The sequence below is a fragment of the Rhodococcus phenolicus genome, assembly GCF_001646785.1.
GTDB lineage: Bacteria > Actinomycetota > Actinomycetes > Mycobacteriales > Mycobacteriaceae > Rhodococcus > Rhodococcus phenolicus.
Genome location: NZ_LRRH01000037.1, coordinates 62,904 through 86,682, shown reverse-complemented (window position 1 = coordinate 86,682; position 23,779 = coordinate 62,904). Strand labels below are relative to the sequence as shown.

The 23,779-nt window shown below is 68.9% G+C and carries 24 protein-coding genes and 2 tRNA genes; 9 read left to right on the top strand and 17 right to left on the bottom strand.

Going from position 1 to position 23,779, the window contains the following annotated elements:
- Positions 1-46: 46 nt before the first annotated feature.
- Positions 47-709, bottom strand: coding sequence for an aminodeoxychorismate/anthranilate synthase component II (locus A8G15_RS11715; protein WP_068159248.1), 663 nt, complete (start codon positions 707-709; stop codon positions 47-49).
- Positions 710-730: 21 nt separating this feature from the next.
- Positions 731-1,456 carry a DUF881 domain-containing protein gene (locus A8G15_RS11710; RefSeq protein WP_068159246.1) on the bottom strand — a complete coding sequence of 242 codons (726 nt, stop codon included), beginning with the start codon at positions 1,454-1,456 and terminating at the stop codon, positions 731-733.
- A gap of 106 nt (positions 1,457-1,562) precedes the next feature.
- Here A8G15_RS11710 and crgA point away from each other — a divergent pair, with 106 nt between their 5' ends.
- Together crgA and A8G15_RS11700 are read left to right on the top strand one after the other, a co-directional pair.
- Positions 1,563-1,826 (top strand): cell division protein CrgA, encoded by a 264-nt coding sequence (gene crgA / locus A8G15_RS11705; protein ID WP_068159244.1) that lies wholly within the window; start codon positions 1,563-1,565, stop codon positions 1,824-1,826.
- An 80-nt stretch (positions 1,827-1,906) separates the two neighbouring features.
- Positions 1,907-2,356 (top strand): PH domain-containing protein, encoded by a 450-nt coding sequence (locus A8G15_RS11700; protein WP_068159290.1) that lies wholly within the window; start codon positions 1,907-1,909, stop codon positions 2,354-2,356.
- On the opposite strand, the gene A8G15_RS11695 is transcribed toward A8G15_RS11700, so the two are convergent.
- Both A8G15_RS11695 and A8G15_RS11690 read right to left on the bottom strand, forming a co-directional pair.
- Entirely contained in the window at positions 2,341-3,267 is a 927-nt protein-coding gene (locus A8G15_RS11695) for a rhomboid family intramembrane serine protease (RefSeq protein ID WP_068159242.1), read from the bottom strand. The genes A8G15_RS11700 and A8G15_RS11695 overlap by 16 nt on opposite strands.
- An 11-nt stretch (positions 3,268-3,278) precedes the next feature.
- Complete coding sequence (locus tag A8G15_RS11690) at positions 3,279-3,806, bottom strand: peptidylprolyl isomerase (RefSeq protein WP_068159289.1); 528 nt, start codon at positions 3,804-3,806, stop codon at positions 3,279-3,281.
- Between the two features lie 181 nt (positions 3,807-3,987).
- On the opposite strand from A8G15_RS11690, the gene A8G15_RS11685 reads away from it, so the two are divergent.
- Positions 3,988-4,422 (top strand): hypothetical protein, encoded by a 435-nt coding sequence (locus A8G15_RS11685; RefSeq protein ID WP_156665347.1) that lies wholly within the window; start codon positions 3,988-3,990, stop codon positions 4,420-4,422.
- 39 nt (positions 4,423-4,461) lie between these two features.
- Here the strand turns inward: A8G15_RS11685 and A8G15_RS30570 are convergent, their stop codons facing one another.
- Positions 4,462-4,611 carry a hypothetical protein gene (locus tag A8G15_RS30570; protein WP_156665346.1) on the bottom strand — a complete coding sequence of 50 codons (150 nt, stop codon included), beginning with the start codon at positions 4,609-4,611 and terminating at the stop codon, positions 4,462-4,464.
- A 249-nt stretch (positions 4,612-4,860) separates the two neighbouring features.
- Between A8G15_RS30570 and A8G15_RS11680 the strand changes: the two genes are divergently transcribed.
- The gene (locus tag A8G15_RS11680; protein ID WP_068159238.1) at positions 4,861-6,804 is read left to right on the top strand and encodes an acyl-CoA dehydrogenase family protein; all 1,944 of its coding nucleotides are present in this window, start codon (positions 4,861-4,863) and stop codon (positions 6,802-6,804) included.
- A gap of 68 nt (positions 6,805-6,872) precedes the next feature.
- On the opposite strand, the gene A8G15_RS11675 is transcribed toward A8G15_RS11680, so the two are convergent.
- On the bottom strand, positions 6,873-8,168 hold the full coding sequence (locus A8G15_RS11675; RefSeq protein WP_068159236.1) for a lipase family protein: 1,296 nt from the start codon (positions 8,166-8,168) through the stop codon (positions 6,873-6,875).
- A gap of 132 nt (positions 8,169-8,300) precedes the next feature.
- Positions 8,301-9,944, bottom strand: coding sequence for an alpha/beta hydrolase (locus tag A8G15_RS11670; protein ID WP_211270150.1), 1,644 nt, complete (start codon positions 9,942-9,944; stop codon positions 8,301-8,303).
- 136 nt (positions 9,945-10,080) lie between these two features.
- Here A8G15_RS11670 and A8G15_RS11665 point away from each other — a divergent pair, with 136 nt between their 5' ends.
- A complete protein-coding gene (locus tag A8G15_RS11665) occupies positions 10,081-11,193 on the top strand; it encodes a hypothetical protein (RefSeq protein ID WP_068159234.1) in 1,113 nt (370 codons plus the stop codon).
- Between the two features lies 1 nt (position 11,194).
- On the opposite strand, the gene A8G15_RS11660 is transcribed toward A8G15_RS11665, so the two are convergent.
- The 4 genes from A8G15_RS11660 to A8G15_RS11645 form a co-directional block, all read right to left on the bottom strand.
- A complete protein-coding gene (locus tag A8G15_RS11660) occupies positions 11,195-12,169 on the bottom strand; it encodes a R2-like ligand-binding oxidase (RefSeq protein ID WP_068159232.1) in 975 nt (324 codons plus the stop codon).
- Positions 12,170-12,211: 42 nt separating this feature from the next.
- On the bottom strand, positions 12,212-13,390 hold the full coding sequence (locus A8G15_RS11655; RefSeq protein WP_068159231.1) for a Dyp-type peroxidase: 1,179 nt from the start codon (positions 13,388-13,390) through the stop codon (positions 12,212-12,214).
- Positions 13,383-13,895 carry a copper chaperone PCu(A)C gene (locus A8G15_RS11650; protein ID WP_068159229.1) on the bottom strand — a complete coding sequence of 171 codons (513 nt, stop codon included), beginning with the start codon at positions 13,893-13,895 and terminating at the stop codon, positions 13,383-13,385. Before A8G15_RS11650 ends, A8G15_RS11655 begins: the two co-directional genes overlap by 8 nt.
- 82 nt (positions 13,896-13,977) lie before the next feature.
- Positions 13,978-14,472, bottom strand: a complete 495-nt coding sequence (locus tag A8G15_RS11645) for a hypothetical protein (RefSeq protein ID WP_068159227.1) — start codon at positions 14,470-14,472, stop codon at positions 13,978-13,980.
- Positions 14,473-14,608: 136 nt separating this feature from the next.
- Here A8G15_RS11645 and A8G15_RS11640 point away from each other — a divergent pair, with 136 nt between their 5' ends.
- From A8G15_RS11640 to A8G15_RS11630, 3 genes are read left to right on the top strand one after another with little or no spacing between them, the layout of a single operon-like run.
- Complete coding sequence (locus A8G15_RS11640) at positions 14,609-15,739, top strand: ABC transporter permease (protein WP_068159225.1); 1,131 nt, start codon at positions 14,609-14,611, stop codon at positions 15,737-15,739.
- Complete coding sequence (locus A8G15_RS11635) at positions 15,736-16,422, top strand: ABC transporter ATP-binding protein (protein ID WP_068159224.1); 687 nt, start codon at positions 15,736-15,738, stop codon at positions 16,420-16,422. The genes A8G15_RS11640 and A8G15_RS11635 overlap by 4 nt, the downstream gene beginning before the upstream one ends.
- A gap of 28 nt (positions 16,423-16,450) precedes the next feature.
- Positions 16,451-17,035 carry a TetR/AcrR family transcriptional regulator gene (locus tag A8G15_RS11630; protein ID WP_068159221.1) on the top strand — a complete coding sequence of 195 codons (585 nt, stop codon included), beginning with the start codon at positions 16,451-16,453 and terminating at the stop codon, positions 17,033-17,035.
- Positions 17,036-17,070: 35 nt separating this feature from the next.
- Here A8G15_RS11630 and A8G15_RS11625 read toward each other — a convergent pair whose 3' ends face one another.
- Positions 17,071-17,562, bottom strand: coding sequence for a carboxymuconolactone decarboxylase family protein (locus A8G15_RS11625; RefSeq protein WP_068159220.1), 492 nt, complete (start codon positions 17,560-17,562; stop codon positions 17,071-17,073).
- 29 nt (positions 17,563-17,591) lie between these two features.
- Here A8G15_RS11625 and A8G15_RS11620 point away from each other — a divergent pair, with 29 nt between their 5' ends.
- Entirely contained in the window at positions 17,592-18,581 is a 990-nt protein-coding gene (locus A8G15_RS11620) for a pirin family protein (RefSeq protein WP_068159218.1), read from the top strand.
- A 136-nt stretch (positions 18,582-18,717) separates the two neighbouring features.
- Here the strand turns inward: A8G15_RS11620 and A8G15_RS11615 are convergent.
- The 5 genes from A8G15_RS11615 to A8G15_RS11595 all read right to left on the bottom strand — a co-directional run bounded on the left by A8G15_RS11615 (position 18,718) and on the right by A8G15_RS11595 (position 23,755).
- Positions 18,718-18,790, bottom strand: a tRNA-Ala gene (locus tag A8G15_RS11615).
- 136 nt (positions 18,791-18,926) lie between these two features.
- Positions 18,927-19,000 (bottom strand) — tRNA-Ile (locus A8G15_RS11610).
- Positions 19,001-19,075: 75 nt separating this feature from the next.
- Positions 19,076-20,260 (bottom strand): DUF3566 domain-containing protein, encoded by a 1,185-nt coding sequence (locus tag A8G15_RS11605; RefSeq protein ID WP_068159216.1) that lies wholly within the window; start codon positions 20,258-20,260, stop codon positions 19,076-19,078.
- Complete coding sequence (gyrA, locus tag A8G15_RS11600; RefSeq protein WP_068159214.1) at positions 20,261-22,765, bottom strand: DNA gyrase subunit A; 2,505 nt, start codon at positions 22,763-22,765, stop codon at positions 20,261-20,263. It lies immediately after the preceding gene.
- A 156-nt stretch (positions 22,766-22,921) separates the two neighbouring features.
- Entirely contained in the window at positions 22,922-23,755 is an 834-nt protein-coding gene (locus A8G15_RS11595; RefSeq protein WP_068159212.1) for an MHYT domain-containing protein, read from the bottom strand.
- Positions 23,756-23,779: the final 24 nt, after the last annotated feature.

Below are 23,779 nucleotides of genomic sequence, written 5' to 3'. Positions count from 1 at the left end.
GGCATCGTGCCCGAGCCCCTCTTTTCGTTCCGGGGTTCCCGTGCGGTCAGGCTGCTCCGCCGTCGAGGGCACGGGCCATCTCGGCCTCGAGCTGCACGACGAGGCTCTCCTCCGGGGCCCGGCCGCACACCGACAGCCAGTTCGCGAGCATCCGGTGCCCACCCTGGGTCAGCACCGATTCGGGATGGAACTGGACCCCGTGGATCGGGAGCTCGGCGTGCCGCAACGCCATCACGATGCCGGACTCGGTGTGCCCGGTCGGTTCCAGTTCGGCAGGCATCGTCTCCGGCAGCACCGTCAGAGAGTGGTAGCGGGTCGCGGTGAAGGGGTCGGGCAGACCCGCTAGGACGCCGTTGCCGTTGTGGTGCACCAGGCTGGTCTTGCCGTGCAGCAACTCTGGGGCCCGGTCGACGGTCGCGCCGAACGCGACCCCGATGGACTGGTGGCCCAGGCACACCCCGAGCAGCGGCGTCTGCGTGTCGGCGCACGCCCGCACCAGGTCGATGCTCACGCCCGCGCGTTCCGGCGTGCCCGGTCCGGGACTCAGCAGGATCCCGTCGTAGTCCTTCGCGACGGCTGCGAGCGCGCCGGGCGCGGTGAGGCGTTCGTCGTCGTTGCGCCAGACGTCGGCCCGCGTTCCGAGCTGGCCCAGGTACTGGACCAGGTTGAACACGAAGCTGTCGTAGTTGTCGACCACGAGAATGCGCATGAGACGCAGCGTACCGACCGGTCAGCGGACGGTCGCGCGGCCGGTGTACGCGGGAACGGTCAGGTCGTTCGACGCCTGCTGGCCGTACCCGAGGCCGAAGCGGCTCGCGTACTGCTTGTAGACGATGATCCCCGGTTCCGCGGCGAGTGCCGCCTCGAGCCGCGCGCGGTCGCCGAGCGCGGTGATCACGTACGGCGGTGAATAGGTGCGTCCGTGCAGCAGCAGCGTGTTGCCGATGCAGCGCGGTGCCGACGTCGCGACGATCCGTTGATCCTGCATCGCGATCGCCTCGGCACCGCCCGCCCACAGGGCGTTGAGCACGCTCTGCACGTCCTGCTGGTGCACGACCAGATCGTCGGGGGCGGCATCGGTCGGGTAGCGACCGTCCGGTCCGCGCGGGGCGTCGGTGAGGGTGACGGTGACGCCCGGGCCGCGGCGGGCGGTCAGTCCCGCGGGGTCAGCAAGGGCGTCGGCCTCGGAGAGCACGTGCGCGACGTCGTCGTCGGTGGTCGCGGCCTGATCCTGCAGCTCGGCGACGCGGGTGCCGAGGTCGTCGCGCAGCCCGTCCAGTTCCTCCACCTTCGCCTGGGCGGACCGGACGAGATCGGACAGGCGCGTGGAGTCGGAGGCGCGCAGTTCGTCACCGTCGGAGACGCCACGGGTGGTGCCGAGCAGCAGCCCGGCGACGAGGCACACGGCCAGAGCCGCGGAACCCCAGGCCAGCGTGTGTATCCGCCCGTCGGACACCCCGAGCCTCCCCTCGCCGGTCTGCGTTAGCGTGTACTGGACACATACGTAGCTGCCCAACCTACTCTGCCCGCCGCGCGGGCGGTTCCGCACGAGCGAGGACATCATGCCCAAGTCGAAGGTCCGGAAGAAGAGCGATCAGCCGCTCAAGTCGGTGAGCCGCACTCCCGTCAAGGTCAAGGCCGGACCGTCCAGCGCCGTGTACGTCGCGGTGATGCTGGGGCTGATGATCGTGGGTCTGCTGTGGCTCGTCGTGTACTACCTGGCCGCCGAGCAGATCTCGTGGATGAACGATCTCGGCGCATACAACTTCCTCATCGGATTCGGTTTCATGGTCGTCGGCTTGGTCATGACCATGAAGTGGCGCTGAGATCACACGGTTGTGATTCATCCCCACCTGTGGAGAAACCTGTGCACTACCAGTGCATCCGGGCCGGCGCGGGTCCCGCGGTGAGCGAACAGCGGTGGTCCACCCCGCCTCTCGCGATCGCCGCGCTCGTCGTGGGCGGCGGTGTACTCGCGGTCGCTGCGGTCGCGTTCACGTCGGACCCGGCGGGACGTTTCCTCGCGGGGGCGGCCGCCCTTCTCGTTCTGGCGACCGCAGCGCTGGCGGCCCGGCAGCGGCCCCGGCTCGAGGTGCTGGAGAACGGTTCCGGGCTCGCCTGCACGCGCGTCACGGGACGCCGTGTCTTCCCCCGCGAGGCACTGATCCGGGTACGGATCGTCGAGTATCCGCGGCTCGGCCGGCGGGTGCCGATGCTCGAGATCGACGCGCGAGAGCCCGGCAGCGGCACCGAACGTCTCATGATCTTCGGCCGGTGGGATCTCGGTGCCGACCCGCGGGACGTGTACGACGCACTCGTGCTCCGCGACCTGGCTCCCGATCAGAGTCCGAGCTGAGCCCGCAGCCGCAGCACACCGAGCACGGTGACCAGCACGGTCACCACCAGGACTGCGCCGAGCGCGATCCAGCCGGTCCGGACCACACGATTGCGGTCCGTGCCGGCGCCGAGCACTTGCGGGCCGTACAGGAACGCCGCGGTGGACGCAGCGCCGATCACGAGGCCACCGAGATGCCCCCACAGTGAGATACCGGGGATGGTGAGGCTGATGAAGACGTTGACGGCGACGACGGTGAGTACGGGCGCAGGACTGCGCCGGAGCCGCAGCAGGATGACGGCCTGCGCACCCATGAGCCCGAACACCGCGCCGGACGCGCCCGCGGTGACCGCGTCGGTCTGCATCAGCATCACCGCCGCCGATCCACCGAGGATCGACAGCAGATAGACGGCGATGTACCGGGCGCGGCCGAGGACGATCTCGGTGTCGCGGCCGATCACCCACAGCGCGAACATGTTGACCGCGAGGTGGATCGGCCCGAAGTGCAGGAAACCGCTGCCGACGAGGCGAAGGTATTCGTCGTTGCCGGCGATCATCGGCGGCCACAGCGCGAAGTCGTGGAACAGTCCGGACCGGAGCTGGTTGTTCATCACGCTCGACGACTGCGCGGCCGTGATCGCGAAGACGAGGACGTTCAGTCCGATGAGGATGTAGGTGATCAGCGGCGTCGGATGGTCGCTGCGCACGGGGGCACCGGCGACGGTGCGGGCGTGCGGGGTGGTGTTGCGGGCCGCGGCGACGCAGTCGACGCACTGTTTTCCGACCGACGCGTCGCGCAGGCAGTCGGGGCAGGCGGGTCGCCCGCAGCGGGTGCAGGAGAGCAGGGTGGGACGGTCGGGATGGCGAACGCACCGCGGCTGGGGCGGATGGCCGCCACCTTCGGCCGCCGGGCCCCAGCCGGGGTTCGTCATGGGGATCCTTCTCAGGCGATGGTGATGCTCTCGATGACGACGGCGTCGACGGGGCGGTCGGCCCGGTCGGTCGCGGTCGTCGCGATCGCGTCGACGACCTTGCGCGACGCCTCGTCGACGACCTCACCGAAGATGGTGTGGCGACGGTTGAGGTGCGGCGTGCGGTCGACGGTGATGAAGAACTGCGAGCCGTTGGTGCCCGGGCCGGCGTTCGCCATGGCGAGCAGGTACGGACGGTCGAACTGCAGCTCCGGGTGGAATTCGTCGCCGAACTGGTAGCCCGGGCCGCCGCGACCGGTGCCGGTCGGGTCGCCACCCTGGATCATGAAGCCGTCGATGACACGGTGGAAGACCGCGCCGTCGTAGAACGGACCGCTGGCCTCGCCCTTGGCGTTCTGCGTCTTGTATTCCTTGGAGCCGTCCGCCAGGCCGACGAAGTTCTCGACGGTCTTGGGGGCGTGATTGCCGAACAGCGAGATCACGATGTCGCCGCGGTTGGTGTGCAGCGTGGCGGTGGCGGTCTGATGAGGTGAAGTCACCTCCCCATCGTGCCATCCGGACATCCCGAGCGGGGCGAGTGCCCGAACCGGGGCACGTGCGGGGACCGCACCTGTGTCGCGGCGGGACCTGTGTCGCCGTGCGGGGACCGCACCTGTGTCGCCGTGCGGGGACCGCACCTGTGTCACAGTGCGGGGACCGCACCTGTGTCACAGTGGAACGATGACGCGTTCGAGAGAGTCCAGCAGTCACGGCGGATCCGACACCGGGCTCGTGTATCCGCTGAAGGGATCGACCAGCATCGGCGGTGCGCTGCAGGTGGTGGGTCAGGGTGCGCTCGCGCTAGCGCATGGTTCTCTGACTGCGGGGCTGTTCGTGGCCCGCAGGTCGGTGGATCTCGCGAAGTCGGTGGCGAACCGCGCGCGTCGTACTTCTTCCACCGACGTGGTGGCGTTGGTGTCCGAGCCCGCCGCCGCCCGTACCGGCCGCGGCCGTAAGGCTCTGGTCGTGGCCGGTGCGGTCGGGGCGGTCGTCGCCGGTGGCGTGGTGTTCTTCCGGGCGCGGCGGTTCGAGCATCCGCCCGTGGCGGCGGAGCCGCCGCGCGTCGATCAGGTTGTGTCCGATCGGGTTCCGTCGGTGTCGGAGGGCACGGACTGACGTCTATCCGGTCGAGTTCGGGTCCGCGATCCGGTCACCCTACGTACAGGTGACCGGGTCGTCGTTTTCGGTCTGCTGGTCGATCTCGCGTGCCGTGACGCGGATCTGGCGGTCGACGATGTAGCAGGACAGGACGTAGAGCGCTGCGAGGAGTACGAACAGGATCGGTACTGCGGCAATGATTTCCATGTGACGCCTCCGTCGGCGGCCCGGCATCGCCGGGGGAAGTGGACGGTCGGGGGTGTCTGCGTCGACGTCGCCCAGACTACGGATTCCGCGGCGCCCCGGCAGGGCTCACAATCGCCCGCAGGCCGTGATTCCGTTCACATGCCACGGCGACCGCGGGTTACCGGCCGGTACCGATATTCCGGATCACGTGTTTTACGTCACATCGACGTGGATACTGGCGAGTAGGAAACCCGATCGGGGAGGCCCGCGATGCCAGAACCAGTCCAGATCAGCGAAGAACAAGCCCGGGCGGTGGCCGAGGAGGCCCGCGAATCCGGATGGGAGAAGCCCTCGTTCGCCAAGGAACTGTTCCTCGGCCGGCTCACTCTCGACCTCGTCCACCCGTTCCCCCGTCCCACACCCGACGAGGACGCCCGCACCCAGGAATTCCTGACGAAGCTGCGCCGCTTCTGCCTCGAGATGGACGGCGCCCTCATCGAACGCGACGCGCGGATCCCCGACGAGTACGTCGCCGGGCTGACCGAACTCGGCTGTTTCGGCATGAAGATCGCACCGGAGTACGGAGGCCTCGGACTGTCACAGGTCGCCTACAACCGCGCGTTGATGCTCGTCGCGTGTGTGCATCCCAGCCTCGGTGCGTTGCTGTCGGCGCATCAGTCGATCGGCGTTCCGGAACCGTTGAAGCTGGCCGGCACGCCCGAGCAGAAGCAGGCGTTCCTGCCGCGCTGCGCGCGCGGCGCGATCTCGGCGTTCCTACTCACCGAACCGGACGTGGGCTCGGACCCGGCCCGGCTCGCGTCGACCGCGACTCCGATCGAGGACGGCGCGGCGTACGAACTCGACGGCGTGAAGCTGTGGACCACCAACGGGGTGGTCGCCGAGCTGCTGGTCGTGATGGCCCGGGTGCCGCGCAGCGACGGTCACCGCGGCGGGATCTCCGCGTTCGTGGTCGAAGCGGACTCGCCGGGCATCACCGTCGAACGCCGCAATGCCTTCATGGGACTACGAGGCATCGAGAACGGCCTCACGCGGATGCATCGGGTGCGGGTTCCGAAGGAGAACCTGATCGGCCGGGAGGGCGACGGCCTGAAGATCGCCCTGACCACGCTGAACGCGGGACGCCTCGCGATCCCCGCGATGTGCGCCGGGGCCGGGAAGCTGGCCCTGAAAATCTCCCGCGAATGGTCCTCCGAGCGGGTGCAGTGGGGTCGGCCGGTCGGTGAGCACGCCGCGGTCGCCGCGAAGATCTCCTACATCGCGGCCTCCGCGTACGCGCTCGAATCCGTGGTCGAACTGTCCGGGCAGATGTGCGACGAGAACCGCAACGACATCCGCATCGAGGCGGCCCTGGCGAAACTGTGGGCCAGCGAGACGGCCTGCCGGATCGCCGACGACCTCATCCAGATCCGCGGCGGGCGCGGCTACGAGACGGCCGCGTCACTCGCGGCGCGCGGCGAACGGGCGGTGCCGGCCGAACAGTTGCTGCGCGACCTGCGCATCAACCGGATCTTCGAGGGATCCAGCGAGATCATGCGGCTGCTCATCGCCCGTGAAGCCGTGGACGCGCACCTGCGGGCGGCCGGCGATCTCGCCGATCCGAAGGCCGGTGTCGAGGACAAGGCGAAGGCTGCCGCGAAGGCCAGCGGCTTCTACGCGAAGTGGTTGCCCAAGCTGGTCGCCGGAAAGGGCCAGTTGCCGACCGCGTTCTCCGAATTCGGCGACCTGGCGCAGCATCTGCGCTACGTCGAGCGCAGTTCCCGCAAGCTCGCCCGCTCCACCTTCTACGGGATGGCGCGGTGGCAGGCGGGCCTGGAGAAGCGGCAGAACTTCCTGGGCCGGATCGTCGACATCGGCGCCGAGCTGTTCGCGATGGCGGCGGTGTGTGTGCGCGCCGAACGGCAACGCGCCGACGGGCATCCCGACGCGGCGGGGGCGTTCGAACTGGCGGGCGTCTTCTGCCGTCAGGCGCGGGTGCGCGTCGACGCACTGTTCGACGAGTTGTGGACGAACACCGACGACGCCGACCGGACGCTGACCGGCAGCGTGCTCGAGGGCAGGTACACCTGGCTCGAGCACGGCGTGATCGACATCAGTGAAGGCACCGGGCCGTGGATCGCGGATTGGGAGCCGGGGCCGTCGTCGGCGGAGAACCTGGCACGCCACTTCACCGAGACCCGGAACCGGACGCAGTAGACCGGGAACGAAAGACCGGGAACGGTGAAGGCCCGCACTCCGTGGAGTGCGGGCCTTCCGTCAGGAGGTCAGAATCCGCCGCAGTTCGAGGGTGCCGGCTCGCCGTGGAAACGGTCGACCATGTACGACACCGACTCGGGCATGCCCGTCACCATCGGCGACAGGTGGTTGACGACGAAGCCCGGCAGGATCGGCGGGGTCGGGTTCGGCGAGAACTGGACGGTCGCACCCTGTGCGCACCAGTCCAGCGCGAGCTGACGGCCCTGGCCGTAGGGAACGGCGTCGTCCTGGGTGCCGTGCTGCAGCAACACCGGGACCTGCGGCTTCAGGCGGCCGATGCGCTGGGCGTCGACGACCGCTTTCGCCTGGGGCAGTCGCTCGAGGACGACGGAGAGCGGCTCACCCGACTTGGTGTAGTCGCTGGTGCGCTGGAAACCGTGACGGAAGATCGTCTCGGGGACGCATTCGTTCGCGACCTGGGTCAGCATCTCCCGGCCGTGGTCGTTGATCTCGGCATCGATCTCGTCGGTGATCTCGGGGTACGCATTCTGCAGGCCGTTGATCGTGTAACCGATCACGCCCGTCAGGGCGGTGCCGTCGATCTGCGCGAGAGTCGCGGCGAGGTCGGCCGGCGGCGCACCCGCGTAGACGCCACGCAGGTCCAGGTCGGGGGCGTAGTCGGGCGCCAGCTCGGCGGCCGACGCGGCCGCACCGCCGCCCTGCGAGTACCCGAAGAAGCCGACCGGGCCGTTGTCCGGGATGGACGTGCCGGGAAGCTGCTGCGCCGCGCGCGCCGCGTCGATGACCGCGTGTCCCTCGGCGAGACGATTGACGTAGGTGTGGTGACCCGGCGTGCCGAGACCGTCGTAGTCGGTGACGACGACGGCGATGCCCTGCAGCAGCATCACGTTGATGGACAGCAGTTCGTATTCGGTGAACAGGTCCAGCGGCGGGTTGTAGTCCACCAGGTAGTTCAGTGCCTTCGACGGCGCGCACCGGTCGCCCTGGCCCTGGGTACCGGGTGCGAGCACGACGAGCGGACGTTCGCCCGGGCCGGCCCACGGGGTGGACGGTTCGAGGTAGGTGCCGCCGACCGCGTTCGGGACTCCGTTGGCATCGTTGCTGCGGTACAACATGCGGGTGCCCTGCGCGGGGAATACGCCGTTCGTCGTGGGGACGCGGATCGCGAGGTCCGAGGGCTCGCTGCGCAGCACGTCACCGGGGTTGCCGGCAGGCAGCGGGCTCGGTGGCGTGTAGAAGTCGCCCTCGGCATGGGCGATCGCGGGAGCAGCGAGCACGCTTCCTACCACCGCGGCGGATGTCACCGCCGTGCAAATCCAGCGTCCGACTCGGCCGATCACCATATTCCCCCCAGATGTTCCGTGTTCGAGTTCGAGAAGTGTGTGCCGCAGGGCACAAACGTTACGGACTGTAACACGTAACTTACCGGCGCGTAAGATCCTGTCGGCCTGCTGGAAGATCGCCGAAGCCCCAGTTCAGCCGCCCAGTGCGGCGCGAACGGCGTCGGTGTCCGCCTGCGTCCATCCCTCCGGGGCGAGGATGTCCGCCCACAGGTCCGCGGCCTCCGGACCGTAGGAGTGGCCGTACCCGTCGGGCACCTCTGCGGAGAACACCATGTCCAGGGTCACCTGCCAGAACGTCACGAACGGAATCCAGCGCATCCCGGGATCCACATCGGGCCCGAGCGGTTCGCGCAGCCAATCGGGCTTGTGGAGCACCAGATCGAACGACCACCAGGTGATCGGGTCACTTCCGTGCTGCCAGAACACGATTCGCGGAAATTCCCACGCCCCGGGCAGATTCGCGTCGTCCGGGTGCGCGGCGAAACGGATGTTGCGACCCTCGTCGACGATCGGCAGCCGCTCGAGCGACCCGGGATCACGCTGCTGGGTGATCCGGCCCCACGGTTGCGAGAAATTGGGCGTGCCCACGAGCAGTGCTCCGTCGGTCCGCGCGACCAGGTCCGAGCCCGAGGCGAACGCGGACTGCCCGCCGTACGATCCGAGACTCTCGCCGAACACCACCAGCGCGGGACGCGCATCCTCGGGAAGAGCGAGCCACACGTCGTGGACGGCCTCGAACAGCGCCCGGCCCGCCTGCTGCGGGGACTCCCGGTCGGCGATGAACGCGAGCGGGCTCGGCAGGTAGGAATACTGCATCGCCGCGATCGCCGAATCGCCGCCGTTGAGATATTCGAAGGAGTCGGCGACGCTCCCGTTGACCCAGCCGCGGCCCGTCGTGGTCACGACCGCGAGAGTCTTGCGGTCGAACGCGCCGGTGCGCTTCAGCTCCGCCACGACACGCTCGGCGATGCCGTCGACCGTGTCGGCCGACACCCGGCCCGCATACGCCCGGATCGGTTCGAGGGCGGGACGGCCCGTGACGGCTTCGATCTGCGCGGCGTCCGGTCCGCCGGCGACGAAGGTGCGGCCCTCCCGGCCGAGGGTGTCCCATGCCTCCGCGGACTCCGGCGATCCGGACCGTTCCGGTGCGGTCGGTTGCTGCACCCCTTCCGCGGTTCCGGTGTCCGCGACCGCGGACGCCTCCTCCGCGGCACCGAGAATCCCCCGGTACAGTGCGCCGTTGACGAGCACGACGACCAGCGCCACGACGATCACCAGCGCGGTCACCCGCGCGACCGGTGCCGGCGTGTACCGGTCGACGAATCGCGTGAGCCTGTCGGTGCCGGCCCGCAGACCCCGCCCGATCATCAGCAGCAGCAACGCCACCACGAGTGCGATCAGCAGCACGGGGAGATACAGGGACCGCTCGACCCGCTCCGTGTGCACGAGGTCGCGGACGATCTGCTGCCACCACGAGCCGAGAACCAGGAACGTCGGGACCACCACGGCCGCGACCCCGGCGAGCACCCACCAGCCGATACGCCGGGTGCGCGGCGACCAGTCCGGGTGCACGCCGCAACGCCGCAGCACCCACGCGATCAGGCAGCCGATGCCGTAGCCGGTGACGATACCGATACCGGTGGCGACGCCCTGCAGGTACCACGCACGGGGAAGCAGCGAGGGCGTCATCGACCACACGAAGAACAGCAGCGCGAACGCGAGACCGACCGGATGGAAGGATCGGGCGAACGCCCTGGCGTGCGTGGTGGCACTCATTCGGGAAGTGTATGGGTGAAACCGTCCGGTCCGTACCGACACGCCGTAACACGGATACTGCCCGGTATGAGCCCGGAACGCCGGTTTCGGTAGCAAGATGTATGCGGTTCGTTACCTGTGAGGGGAGAGGGCTGTCATGGCAATCGGAGTCGGGCTCCGGATCGGCAGGGTCGTGTCCACGGCGGTGGTCGCGTCCAACGAACCCGGTACCCAGGATCCGGTCGTCATCGCACGCGACACCGTCCTGCACATCGACGAGGACGGCACCACGTCCCTCGGTTCCCGCTCCTCCGACAACGAGGCCCGCACCCTGGCCGGGTTCCTCGCCCGCGTCGGCGAGAACGCGGGTGTCACCGCGAGCGACGGTCGCGTGTACCGGTCCGAGGACGCGATGGCGACCGCGATCCAGTGTCTGCTCAGCGAAACCCAGCCGCTGCCCGCGTTCGGTGGCGCCGACGACGGAACCGAGCCCGGCTACACCGCGACCTACCCGTCGCACTGGGACCCCGCGACCGTCGCGTCGCTGCGGGCGGCGCTCGACTACGCGGAGTTGCGGCACGTCGACCTGGTGTCGGACGCGCAGGGCGCCGCGACCTGGTACGCCTCCGAGATCTCCGAATCCCCCGGCCAGCTCATCGGTGTCTTCCACGTCGACGACGCCGGGTCGACGGTGACGCTGGTGCGGTCCGGGGTGCCGGCCGGGAAGGCGTTCCGGGTACCGACGAAGGGCGCACCGTCGCCGGCCGCGCAGCTCGCGACCGCGCTCGGCTCGTTCGGATGGCTGCCGCCGAATCTCGATGCGGTCGTCGTGATGGGCGACGGTCTCGTCGCCCGCGACCGCTCGCACATCCAGGAGATCGCGAACAGCATCTCGACGAAGTTGACGGTCCGCACCCTCGTCGGTCCGGGCCCGGAGCAGACCGCCGCGCTCGGCGCGGCCATCCTGGCTGCCGGTTTCGTGCCGGCCCGGGAGACGAAGAGCGCCCGGATCGGTCTTCCCCCGTCGTACGAGGCCACCGATGTGCTCACCGGTGGCCTCGCGCGCATCCGGGCACAGGAGATGCTCGAGGCCGGGGAGAACGACGTGGTCGCCGCGCGGTTGCTCGCCGTCCCCCCGGACCAGCAGGACGACACCGGGACCGAGGCGGCGGAAGACGACCACAACGACGAGCCGTCACGGAAGCCGCTGGTTCCGATCCTGGTGGGGGTCGTGCTGACCGTCGCGCTCCTGCTGGTGCTGCTTCTGTGAATCAGTCTGTGTCCGAAGATTTCTCGCCGATCGCTGCGAGTTCGGCGGCGTCCTCCTCGCCGAACTTCTCCTCGAGCGTCTCGGGCGTGTAATCCAGATCGATCTCCTCGACCGGACGGCCCCGCGCGGATTCGATCGCGCCGAGCCGGCGCTGCGCCCGATCGGCCGCGTAGGCCACGAACTCCTCGGGATCCAGCCCGAACGGCTGCTCCTCGAACTGATCGTTGATCCACTGGATCACTCCGAGCGCGTGGGGCAGCAACTCCCCCATACGTTGTTGCACCACATCCCAATTCGCGTCGTCGGCGGCGACGTGCCGGCGGCACGTGAACGTTCCCCACGCCATGTGGCGACGTTCGTCGTCGCCGATCCGGCGGATGAGATCCTGCATGCCGGGCAGGATGCCGCGGGTCGTGCAGACCTTCTGCCACGCGTAGTAACCGGTCAGGGCGAGGCTGCCCTCGATGACATGGTTGTAGGTGACGCTCGCGCGGACCTGGTTCGCCGGGCTGGGGTCGCGTTCGAGGATCCCCAGCGAATCGGGTAGTTCGTCGTAGAACAACGCCCGGTAGTGCGGGTTCTCCGCGACGTACGGCAGCAGGTCGCCGGTCAGTCCCACCGCGTCCATCCACAGCCGGAACACCTGGGTGTGCTTGGCCTCCTCGAAGCAGAACTGCGTCAGATACATCTCGTCGCCGAGCCGGTTCTCGGCGGCCATCGCGCGCAGGAACGGCTGGATGTCCTGGGTGACCGCCTCCTCCCCCGCCGCGAAGTGCGTCACCAGATAGGCGGTGCTGCGTTGCTGTTCGCTGTTCAGGTCCGCCCAGTCCGCGACGTCCTGCGAGAAGTCGAGGTCGCGGGGATCCCAGAACTTGGCGTTGCCCTTCGCGAAGAGCCGCAGCGGGAAGGCGTCCCAGTTGAGTCCGCCCTCCCGCAGCGACGCGAAACCTTCTCGCCGCGGTGATACCTCGGTCACCTGTCCAGGCTAACCCCGTTTCCGCACCGCCATCGGGGTTTCTCAGCTCTCGAACAGTGTCTCGCCGGGATAGCCGCCGGCACCGAACCCGGGTGGGATCACGAACACCGCGGAACCGATGGGGGTGATCCACGGGTTCAGTGCGTCGTGGTCGGCCAGGCGCTGCTGCACCGGCACGAACTGCCGATCGACGTCGGCCTGGTAGGCCGCGAAGAGCAGCCCTGCCCCGTCGCCGTCGTCGTAGTTGTAGCCGCGGCGCAGGAACTGCTCGTCCGCGTTGCGCGGCCGGGCACGCGCCACGTGCGATTCCGGTGGGATCACGGGGATGCCGTGCCGGTCGACAGCGTCGAAATCGGGATCGTCGTGCTCGGCCGTGCCGGTGAGCGGCGCACCGGTGGACAGGGCGCGACCCACCGTGAGTTCCCTTGCCGGACGGTCCAATTCGTCCCAGGTGTCGAGTTCCATCCGGATGCGTCGCAACACCAGCGACGAACCGCCCGCCAGCCACGGCGGCGATCCCGGGTTCCACACCCGGCTCCCGAATTCCGGGCTGCCCGGGCCGGGGTTGACGGTGCCGTCCACCTGCCCCATGAGATTGCGCATCGTCGCGCCCTCGGGACGGGTGCCGGGGGCGTGCCGGAAGCCGCGCTGAACCCACCGCACCGACACCTGCGAACGCACGGTCCGGGTGAACGTGCGCACCGCGTGCGCCAGCGTGACGGGATCGTCGGCACACACCTGCAGCAGCAGGTCGCCACCGTTCCAGCGGTCCTCGAGCCGGTCGATCCCGAACGTAGGCAGCGGCCGCAACCATTCCGGCCGCGACGTCGCCGCGTACGCGGGGTCGAGAATCGCCGGGCCGAACACCCCGGGGCCGAATCCGACGGTGACGGTCAGCCGGGCCGGGTCCTCGGCGAGTTCCGGTTCGGTGTCGCCGAGGCCCGCGATGCCGGTGGTGAGCCGGTACGCGTCCTGCGCCCACACCTTCAGGACCCCGATCAGGGCGCGGCGGTCGGTGCCGGGCCGCAGGTCCAGCGCCACGAACGACGCGAAGGCCTGAGGATCGGTTTCGATGCCCGCCTGGTGGGTGCCGTGGAGTTCGACGATGTGCGGGTTCTCGTCGCGCGTGGTGGTGCATCCGATCCCGGCCGCACCCAACCCGATCGCGCCGAGTGCGGCGGCGCCGCCACCGAGCAGGCGGCGCCGGGTGAGCTCAGCCACCGTGGTTCGCCCCCTCCGGAGAGCTCGGCGCGTAGTCCTCCCGCGCTCCGGCGAAATCGCGGACCTGCGAGGTGAATTCGGTGGACGACCCATCGCTGAAGGTGACGGTGAACGCGATGTCGGTACCGGGGGCGACGGGCTCGATCAGGTCCATCAGCATCAGGTGGTCGCCGCCCGGCGCGAGGCTGTGCACGCTGCCGGCGGCGATGGTCAGTCCGCCGTCCATCTCGCGCATCGTCATCGCCCCGCCGGCGGCGGGAGCCGTCTCGTGCAGTTCGGTGCGACTCGAGACGGGACTCGAGACGCTCACGACACGGACGTCGCTGTCGCCGGTGTTCTCCAGTTCGGCGAAGGCACCGGTCATGCCGGATTCGGCGGCTTTGGTCCACGCCGACGACACGACGATCGTGTCGGCCGCGGTTGCGGGGTCGTCGGATCCACATCCGGCGGTGAGGGCGACCGCGGCGGTCGCGGCGAAGGCAAGGAATGTCGTCGTCTTCTTCATGGGGGTCTCCCGGATCGGTCTGTGCGCACACTGGGGTGCGCGATCGCCCGCGGGGCGATCGTGGCTGGAAGAGGGTCGGGGGTCAGACCGTGACGGGAGGGCCGCGCGGGACGATGCCGGTGGATCGGAGCAGGTCGTGCAGGGCCGGGGGCCGCGGCGGAACGAGCACCGCGGCGGGCGCGGCGACGGGCGTGAAGGGGGCGGGCGAGACACGACGCACCGCGGCGAGCACGACCCGGCACCCGCGTTCGGCGGCCGCGACGAGCAGGGCCGCCACCGCGGTCGCAGCGGCATGCCCGGCGAACATCGCGGGCCCGGGAACGTGGGTGTGTCCGGCGTCGAGGGCGAGCACGAGATGTCCGAGCACCTGACCGGCGATCAGGACCGCGGCAACCGGTATTCGGGTGCCAGCGGCCACCACACCGACCGCGAGGGTCGTCGCGAGCAACAACACGACCGCGCTCTGGGACGGAGTACCGCCGCCGCCGAGCGCGTGCGCGGCGATGCTCACGGCTCCGGAGGTCGCGCCGGTCAGCCCGCCGCGCACCCGCGCGACGAGGACTTCGGCGGCACCCATGACCACAGGATACGCAGGTACTACTACCGCTCGTAGTAACACCCCTTCCGATGTTGTCGACAGAGTGTCGATATGATTTCGACGATGCGTCGACAAATTCGGCGCGCCTCACCGACCTCGTCAGCGAAGGACCCTCATGTTCCTGACCCTGCGCGAACTGTGGTTCGCGCGCACCCGATTCGCGCTGATGGGCGCGGTCGTCGCACTCATCTCGATCCTCATGGTGATCCTCTCCGGTCTGTCCTCGGGCCTGGTCACCGACGGCGTCTCCGCGCTGCAGCGCACCCCCGCCCAGGCATTCGCGTTCGCGGAGGGCACCAAGTCCGACTCCGCGTTCTCCCGTTCCGTCGTCACCGACGAGCAGGCCGCCGCCTGGCGCGAGCGCCCCGACGTCGCGGACGCCGCCCTGTTCGGCAACGCGATCGTCAACGCGAAGACCGGTGCCGGACTCCCCGTCGACCTCACCCTGTTCGGCATCGAACCCGGATCGTTCCTCGAACCCGCAGCCGCTGAGGGCAACGCACTGCAGGGTGCTACCGACATCATCGTCAGCGACAGCGCCCGCGACGCCGGCATCGAACTCGGCGACACGATCGTCATCGACCGGCTCGGCACGGAGCTGACCGTCGTCGGGTTCACCGCCGACAAGCGCACCTTCGGGCACGTCGACGTCGCCTACGTGCCGCTGCCGACGTGGCAGGAGATCCACGCCGGTGTCGAGGCAGACGAACAGCCGCAACCGGACATCTACCGCGAAGCCAGCGTTGTCGCACTTCAGGGCCTCGACGGCGAGCTACCCGACCTCACCGCCGGGGACGCCGCCGCGGGCACCGCATCGAAGACACTCGAGGAGTCGTTCGACTCCTCGCCCGGCTACTCCGCCGAGATGATGACCATGTCGATGATCAAGGCATTCCTGTACGCGATCTCCGCACTCGTCGTCGGTGCGTTCTTCAGCATCTGGACGGTCCAGCGCAGCCGCGAACTGGCGGTGCTGCGAGCAATGGGCGCCTCCACCGGCTTCCTGCTGCGCGACGGCCTGCTCCAGGCCGTCGTCGTCCTCGTCGCATCCGTCGCCGTCGGCGTGCTCGTCGGTCTCGGACTCGGCTCCGGCCTGGACGGCACCGGTATGCCGTTCGCCCTCGAGAGCGGACCCGTTCTGCAGGGCGCGGTGCTGCTCGTCGCCCTCGGCCTCGTCGGCGCCGCCGTCGCCGTCGTTCGCATCACCCGCGTCGACCCCCTCACCGCACTGGGAGAAAACCGTTGACCGCCACAACCAGCACCCGCGCCGGACTGGCGCTGACCGACACCTGCCTGCGCTTCGGTGACGGCGACAGCACCGTGCACGCCCTCGACCACGTGACCCTCGAGGTCGCGGCCGGGGAACTCGTCGCGATCGTCGGCCCGTCCGGCGCCGGCAAGTCCAGCCTCCTCGCGGTCGCGGGCGGGCTGGCCAGGCCCACCTCCGGCACCGTCACCGTCGACGACGTCGTCGTCACCGACCTGAAGGCGCGCGAGCTCACCCGGTTGCGCCGGGAACGCATCGGATTCGTGTTCCAGTCCGGGAACCTGATCCCCGCCCTCGACGCGCGCGACCAGCTCCGGCTCGTCGAGAAGATCACCGGCCGTGCCGGACGCGACCCCGACCAGCTTCTCGAATCCGTCGGCATGAGCCACCGGGCCGGCCGCCGGCCCGGGCAGTTGTCGGGTGGCGAACGTCAGCGCGTCGGTATCGCACGGGCCCTCATGGGACGGCCCTCGCTGCTGCTCGTCGACGAACCGACGGCGGCGCTGGACCGCAGACGCAGCCACGAGGTCGTGGAACTGCTCGCCCGTGAAACCCACGGTGCCGGGGTCGCTACGATCATGGTCACGCACGATCACGACGTGCTCGAGCACTGCGATCGGGTCCTCGAAATGGTCGACGGCGGGCTCCGGCCGCACGACTGACGACCCGCCCGATACGAGAGGAGGGTCCGTGCCGAAGATCTCCGCGGCGACGGTCGTCGAACACCGCGCCGCGCAACGCCGGGCCCTCCTCGACGCCGCGCTCGAACTGCTGTCGGAAACCCCGGACCGGGCACCGTCCCTCGGCGAGGTCGCGGTGCGGGCGGGTCTGGCCCGATCCAGCGTCTACCACTATTTCGGATCGCGCGACGACCTGCTGCGCGCGGTCGTCGAGGACATGTTTCCCCGCTGGAACGCCAAGATCGTCGCGGCGATGAACGCGGCCGACGATCCGGCCGAACGGGTCCTCGCGTACATCGAGGTGAACCTGCGGCTCGTCGCCGACGGCGAGCACGCGGTCATCGGGGTTCTCGCGACCTTCACTCCGCAGGCGTTCACGAACGAGCGGATGCACGCGCTGCACCAGGAGCTGGTGCTCCCCCTGCTCGACGCGCTGCGCGAACAGGGCAGGCCCGACCCGGAGCTGACCGCGGAGTTCATCAACGCGCTCGTCTACAAAGGCACCGAACTGATCGAGGCCGGCCGGAGCCTGGACGACGTGCTCGACACCATCCGGAATCTGGCCGCGCTGGGGTCGGAACGCACCTCACCCTGAGCGTTGTTTCACGTGAAACAACACGTTCGTCCGGCTCAGGATTTCCAGGACGCGGGGTCGACGCGGTGCCGGCTGACGATCGACACCCGGTTGAAGGCGTTCATCGCGATCGCGACCCACACGATCGCCGAGAACTGATCGTCGGTCAGGTGACGGCGCGCCTCGGCGTAGGCGCGGTCCTGCTCGTACGACGACGGCAGCGTCGTCACGGTCTCGGCCAGTTCCAGCGCGGCCCGCTCGGTATCGCTGAACAGCTCGGTGTCCCGCCACGCCCGCAGCACCGCGATGCGTTGCGGCTTCTCACCGCCCTTCAGCGCGTCGCGGGTGTGCACGTCCAGGCAGTACGCGCACCCGTTGATCTGCGAGACCCGCAGGTTCACCAGCTCGACGAGTACGCGGTCCAGGCCGGCCTCGGCGACCGCGTCCCGCACCGCGACCGCCACGGCGACCTGGGCGCGGTACACCGCACGGCTCTGCTTGTCGATCGGGATACGCTCGGGGTTCGACACGGTTCGATTGTCGGCCATCGGCGACCGATCGGTGGCAGGCTCGAAGAATGAGCAATGCCGATGTACACCCTGTCGAGACCACCTGCGGGACCGGTCCGTGCCCCCGCGACGAGGCCGGTCACCCCCGCGTCGAGATCATCACCTCGCGTGAGGTGCCGCTCGGAGGCCCGCGCGCGATGCCGGTCCGGCGGACCCTCCCCCAGCGGCAACGGTCCCTCATCGGCGCATGGTGCTTCGCCGACCATTACGGCCCCGACGACGTCGCCGCGACGGGCGGCATGGACGTGGCCCCGCACCCGCACACCGGGCTGCAGACGGTGAGCTGGCTGTTCACCGGCGAGATCGAGCACCGCGACAGTCACGGCGTGCACGCGATGGTCCGGCCCGGCGAGGTCAACCTGATGACCGGCGGCCACGGCATCTGCCACTCCGAGGTCTCCACCCAGGACACCACCACGCTGCACGGGGTCCAGTTGTGGGTCGCGCTTCCCGACAGCGCCCGCGACGCTCCCCGCAACTTCCAGCACCACGCCCCCGAGACGACGGTCCTGCCCGGGGCCACCGCGAAGGTGTTCCTCGGCTCCTTGTTCGGCGTCACCTCACCGGTGGAGACGTTCACCCCGCTGCTCGGTGCCGAGATCACCCTCGACGCGGGTGCCGAACTGGTGCTGGACGTCGATGCGACGTTCGAGCACGGCGTCCTCGTCGACACCGGCACCGTCCGCCTCGGCGGCACGCAACTGTCGCGCAGCATGCTCGGCTACGTGGGCACGGGCGTGACGTCGCTGACCCTGACGAACCTCACCGACGCCCCCGCCCGCGTGGTCCTGCTCGGCGGCACCCCGTTCGGCGAGGAGATCGTCATGTGGTGGAACTTCGTGGGCCGCAGCCACGACGAGATCGTCCGTTTCCGCGACGCCTGGCAGCGCGAATCGGAACAGTTCGGACGGGTCGAGGGCTACACGGGGAAGGTCGCGAGGCTTCCCGCCCCCGGTCTGCCGAACGCGCAGCTACGCCCGCGACGGAATCCCCGGTAGACGTTCGCGCGGTTCCCGGTCGTCCGCTCGTGCGATCGAGGCAGCGGACGGCTGGGCGCCCGGCAGATGCCCGAACAAGCAGAAAGGGCGCCTCCCGGTTACCCGGAAAACGCCCTCGAACTGCATATCGCGATTGTGGAGCCTAGGAGATTCGAACTCCTGACATCTGCCTTGCAAAGGCAGCGCTCTACCAACTGAGCTAAGGCCCCGTCCGCCGTCAGCGGCTGGTGACCTCGTGCCATTCGTCCTCGCTCCGAAGCATCCGAGCGATTCCGATGACCACCAGCACCGCGGTCCCCACGAGTGCGAGAACCTTCATGCTGGCTGCCCTTTCGGCACGGGGAGTGGGCCTAGGAGGACTTGAACCTCCGACCTCTTCGTTATCAGCGAAGCGCTCTAACCGCCTGAGCTATAGGCCCTCGAACCGATTCGGAACACTACCCCACCGAACCGCGAACAACAAAATCGGTCCGGCGGGGCAGCGTTTTCCCAGTTCAGTCCGGGTCTGCGAGTGTGACCTGCACACCGCCGACGAGATCGGTGCAGAGGTTGTAGATGAACGCACCGAGCGTCGCCATGGCCGTCAGCAGGATGGTGTTGGCCAGGCCGATCACCGTGGCGTAGCCGAAGACCTGACCCGCGGTGATCAGGCCCCCACTACCCGATTCGGAGACGATGTCGGTGAATGCGCTGTTCAGACGCTCCCACACGCCCATTCCGGCGAGGATGCCGTAGAGCAGGCCCACCGCGACCATCCACACGAAGAACAGTGAGAGGGAAATCACGGAGGACATCTTCAGCATCGACCACGGATCGATACGACGTACCTGGACGGTCGCGCGCAACGGATCCCCCGCCATCGGCACCGCCGCGGCGGCTGCCGACGCGGCCGGCGCGGCAGTCGTGGCGTGGGAGGACTCCACCGCCACCGGTGCCGCGGCCGGAAGCGGATGCTTCACCGTCGACAGGTCCGGCAGATCCTTCGCGAGATCCTTGCGTTCGATGTGCCGTGTCGGCCCGTCGATCACGGCCGACTTGGCCTTCGCCGCGGACGGAGCCGCCGTACCGGTCACGACCGGTCGTGCAGGTGTCGTCGGGGCACCCTGAGACGGCCGCGGAGCCCCGCCTGCCGGCTTCACCGGTTGCGCCGCCCCGCGCTGTGGAGCCGCGTTCCCCGTGACCGTCCGGTCGACACCCTGACCGCGGCCCGGCAGGTTCGTCTGCGGCGTGCTCTGCGGCGCGGACGACGTCTGCTGGCCCCGCTGCCACGGCGGCGCCTGGCCACCGGACGCCGGGCGCTGCGCCGGCTTCACGCCCTTGTCCGCCGGCTGCCGGACCGTGGGCGTCGTCTGCGCGGCCGGGTTCGGCTGCGCAGTCTGCTCGGTGCCACCGACTTGCACCGGCTTGTCGGCGGGCGATGCGGGCTTGTCCGATGCCGTGCCGGCACCGTCCGACTTCGGAGCCGGACCCGCCGGTGCCTGCTTCGCCGCCGGGGACTGTGCGGTCGGGCCCGCGGGGGCCTTCGGAGCATCCGGAACAGGTGCGGTGCCCGACGTCTTCGCAGACGCCGGCTTCACGGCGTCCGGCTTGGCCGGAGCGTTCTCCGTCTCCTGCCCGTTAGGGCGCTTCGGTGCCGGGGACCCCTTCTCGGCACCGTTCGGTCCTTGGGGAGTGCTCACTTACGACTCCTTCGCATCTGGTGTGGCGCCCTCCTCGGGCTCATCGGCGTTGCGTGCGATCGCCAGCAACGTGTCACCCTCGGCCAGGTTCATCAACCGGACACCCTTCGTCTGGCGACCGGCCTTGCGCACCTGCTTGGCAGCGGTACGAATGACCCCACCGCCCGAGGTGATCGCGTAGAGCTCGTCGACATCGTCCACGATGAGCGCTCCGACCAGGGTGCCACGCTTGCGGTCGTATTGGATCGTCAAGACGCCCTTACCGCCGCGGCCCTGGACCGGGTAATCCTCCATCGGCGTGCGCTTGGAGTAGCCACCGGACGTCGCGACCAGCAGATACGTTCCCTCGCGGACCACGTTGAGCGACAGCAGCTTGTCGTCCCCGTTGAAGCGCATACCCTGCACACCGGACGTCGCGCGACCCATCGGCCGCAGTGCCTCGTCCGTCGCCGAGAACCGGATCGACTGTCCCTGCTCCGACACGAGCAGCAGATCGTCGTCGGAGGAGCACAACACGGCACCGACGAGCTCGTCCTCGTCGCGCAGGTTGATCGCGACGATGCCGCCGGACCGGTTCGAATCGAAGTCCGCCAGGCGCGACTTCTTGACCAGGCCGTTGCGGGTGGCCAGCACCAGGTACGGGGCGTCCTCGTACGTCTTGATGCGGATCACACCCTGGATGCGCTCGTCCGGCTGGAACGCCAGCAGATTCGCGACGTGCTGGCCGCGGGCGGTACGGCTGGCCTCGGGCAGCTCGTACGCCTTCGCCCGGTACACCCGGCCCTTGGTGGTGAAGAACAGCAGCCAGTCGTGGGTCGACGTGATGAAGAAGTTCTTCACGATGTCGTCCTGCTTGAGCTCGGCGCCCTTGACGCCCTTGCCGCCGCGCTTCTGCGACCGGTACAGATCGGTCTTGGTGCGCTTGGCGTAGCCGGTCTCGGTGATCGTGACGACGACATCCTCGCGCGCGATGAGGTCCTCGTCGGACACGTCGCCGTCCGACGCGATGATCTTGGTGCGGCGCGCATCACCGTACTTGTCGACGACTTCCTTCAGCTCGTCACGGACGATCGCGCGCTGCCGCTCGGGCTTCGCCAGGATGTCCTTGTAGTCGTCGATCTCGCGCTCGATCTCGGCCAGTTCGTCGATGATCTTCTGACGCTCGAGCGCGGCGAGGCGGCGCAGCTGCATCGCGAGGATCGCGTCGGCCTGGATCTCGTCGACGGTGAGCAGGTCCATCAGGCCCGAACGGGCGATATCGACCGTCTGCGAACGGCGGATGAGGGCGATGACCTCGTCGAGCGCGTCGAGCGCCTTGACCAGACCGCGCAGGATGTGGGCGCGTTCCTCTGCCTTGCGCAGCAGGTACCGGGTCCTGCGGACGACGACCTCGATCTGGTGGGTCACGTAGTACCGGATCATCTGGTCGAGGCGCAGCGTGCGCGGCACCCCGTCGACGATCGAGAGCATGTTGCAGCCGAAGCTGGTCTGCAGCTGCGTGTGCTTGTACAGGTTGTTGAGCACGACCTTCGCGACCGCGTCCCGGCGGACCGTGATCACGATGCGCATGCCGACACGGTCCGAGGACTCGTCGTGGATGTCGGAGATGCCGGCGATCTTGCCGTCGCGGACCTGGGTCGCGATCGAAGTGATCAGGTTGTCCGGGTTCACCTGGTACGGCAGCTCGGTGACGACGATCGTGGTGCGCCCCTTGGCGTCCTCCTCGATCTCGACGACCGCGCGCATCCGCACCGAACCGCGACCGGTGGTGTACGCATCGTGGATGCCCTGGCTTCCGACGATCAGACCCGATGTGGGGAAGTCCGGTCCCTTGATGCGCTCCATGACGGCCGCGAGGGTGGTCTGCTCGTCCGCCTCGAAGTTCTCGAGCGCCCAGTAGATCGCGTCGGCGACCTCGTTCAGGTTGTGCGGCGGAATGTTCGTCGCCATGCCGACCGCAATGCCGTTGGACCCGTTGATCAACAGGTTGGGGATACGGCTGGGGAGAACCGTCGGTTCCTGGGTGCGGCCGTCGTAGTTCGGCTGGAAATCGACCGTTTCGTGGTCGATTTCGCGGAGCATCTCCATCGCGAGCGGCGTGAGCCGGCACTCGGTGTACCGCATCGCGGCGGCACCGTCGTTGCCGGGCGAACCGAAGTTGCCCTGGCCGTCGACGAGCGGGTACCGCATCGACCACGGCTGTGCCAGTCGCACGAGCGCGTCGTAGATGGAGGAGTCGCCGTGCGGGTGGTAGTTGCCCATCGTCTCGGCGACGGCGCGGGCCGACTTCACGTAACCGCGGTCCGGTCGGAAACCGTTGTCGTACATGGCGTACAGGACTCGGCGGTGCACCGGCTTGAGGCCGTCCCGCACGTCGGGCAGGGCGCGGCCCACGATCACGCTCATCGCGTAATCGATGTAGCTGCTCTGCATCTCCTGCTGGATGTCGACGGGCTCGATGCGGTCGTGCCCCGGCCCCTCCGGCGGCAACGTGGTGTCGGTCATGAGCTCCTTCTTCTACTCGGCTCGAACGTCTGCCCGGGACCGTCGCCCGGTGGACGTCTCGCAACCACCCGAGTCTATAGGTGCAGGTCAGCGAACACCGAGAAGGACGGCACTTTCTTCCGTCACGTTACGCGCGGGAATCCGCGGGACCGGTGATCAGACGGTCGGAACGTTGCCGGGAGCAGCGGGAGTCGTGTTCTCGCTCCCGGCGCTCCACCGCGCGACGGATTCCTCGAGCTCGACGTCGGCCCGGCTCAGGGTCAGGCCGAGAACGAGGATCGACAGGGCCAGCACGAGGATGCCGAGGATGAACGCGGGGAACAACAGCGACAGGACGGTCATGCCTCCCGGCCTCGGCGCGGTCGGATCGACCGTGACCTCCACACCGGCCATGCCGGTGTAGTGCAGCGCGACGACCGCGAGGCCCATGACCAGCGCGGCCGGGATACGCACGACGAACTTCTCGGAGACGCGGCCGAGCCACAGCGCCGCGTTCGCCGCGACGAGACCGATGATCACCGATGCCACCACGAACACCGTGTCGTGTTCGACGGTGCCCTGAATGCGGAGCGCGGCCATGCCGGTGTAGTGCATGAGGCTCACCGCCAGGCCCATGATCGTTCCGCCGATCAGCAGCCGGGCCACCGACGGGATCTTGTCGAGGACCGTGTCCCCGAAACCGGCAATCCAGAGACCGACCATGGTCGCAACGACGGCCAGCACCACCGAGAAGAGCGTCAACGGCAGGTCGTAGCGGACGGGCGAACCGATGACGTCGAACCCCATCATGCCGATGAAATGCATGAGCCAGATACCGATACCACCGATCGCGACCGCCGCCAGGGCGATCCAGCCGGTACGCTGGCCGACCTTCGCGTTGGCCGACTGACGGACACACGACAGGCCCACGTACGAACCGATGACAGAAGTGGCGTAAGCGAGAAAGAGCACCCACGTTCCCATGGAGAAGTGATGCATTTCGTGCGACATCTTGACCCTCGACCTCGGCACGAA

What these genes read in the sequence shown, in the direction of transcription:
- A8G15_RS11665 (WP_068159234.1), top strand. Translation starts at nt 10,081, where the DNA reads ATGGCAATCGGAGTCGGGCTCCGGATCGGCAGGGTCGTGTCCACGGCG.
- A8G15_RS11680 (WP_068159238.1), top strand. Translation starts at nt 4,861, where the DNA reads ATGCCAGAACCAGTCCAGATCAGCGAAGAACAAGCCCGGGCGGTGGCC.
- A8G15_RS11645 (WP_068159227.1), bottom strand. Translation starts at nt 14,472, where the DNA reads ATGGGTGCCGCCGAAGTCCTCGTCGCGCGGGTGCGCGGCGGGCTGACC.
- A8G15_RS11595 (WP_068159212.1), bottom strand. Translation starts at nt 23,755, where the DNA reads ATGTCGCACGAAATGCATCACTTCTCCATGGGAACGTGGGTGCTCTTT.
- A8G15_RS11685 (WP_156665347.1), top strand. Translation starts at nt 3,988, where the DNA reads ATGACGCGTTCGAGAGAGTCCAGCAGTCACGGCGGATCCGACACCGGG.
- A8G15_RS11625 (WP_068159220.1), bottom strand. Translation starts at nt 17,562, where the DNA reads ATGGCCGACAATCGAACCGTGTCGAACCCCGAGCGTATCCCGATCGAC.
- A8G15_RS11650 (WP_068159229.1), bottom strand. Translation starts at nt 13,895, where the DNA reads ATGAAGAAGACGACGACATTCCTTGCCTTCGCCGCGACCGCCGCGGTC.
- A8G15_RS11640 (WP_068159225.1), top strand. Translation starts at nt 14,609, where the DNA reads ATGTTCCTGACCCTGCGCGAACTGTGGTTCGCGCGCACCCGATTCGCG.
- A8G15_RS11695 (WP_068159242.1), bottom strand. Translation starts at nt 3,267, where the DNA reads ATGACGAACCCCGGCTGGGGCCCGGCGGCCGAAGGTGGCGGCCATCCG.
- gyrA (WP_068159214.1), bottom strand. Translation starts at nt 22,765, where the DNA reads ATGACCGACACCACGTTGCCGCCGGAGGGGCCGGGGCACGACCGCATC.
- A8G15_RS11670 (WP_211270150.1), bottom strand. Translation starts at nt 9,944, where the DNA reads ATGAGTGCCACCACGCACGCCAGGGCGTTCGCCCGATCCTTCCATCCG.
- A8G15_RS11715 (WP_068159248.1), bottom strand. Translation starts at nt 709, where the DNA reads ATGCGCATTCTCGTGGTCGACAACTACGACAGCTTCGTGTTCAACCTG.
- A8G15_RS11620 (WP_068159218.1), top strand. Translation starts at nt 17,592, where the DNA reads ATGAGCAATGCCGATGTACACCCTGTCGAGACCACCTGCGGGACCGGT.
- A8G15_RS30570 (WP_156665346.1), bottom strand. Translation starts at nt 4,611, where the DNA reads ATGGAAATCATTGCCGCAGTACCGATCCTGTTCGTACTCCTCGCAGCG.
- crgA (WP_068159244.1), top strand. Translation starts at nt 1,563, where the DNA reads ATGCCCAAGTCGAAGGTCCGGAAGAAGAGCGATCAGCCGCTCAAGTCG.
- A8G15_RS11675 (WP_068159236.1), bottom strand. Translation starts at nt 8,168, where the DNA reads ATGGTGATCGGCCGAGTCGGACGCTGGATTTGCACGGCGGTGACATCC.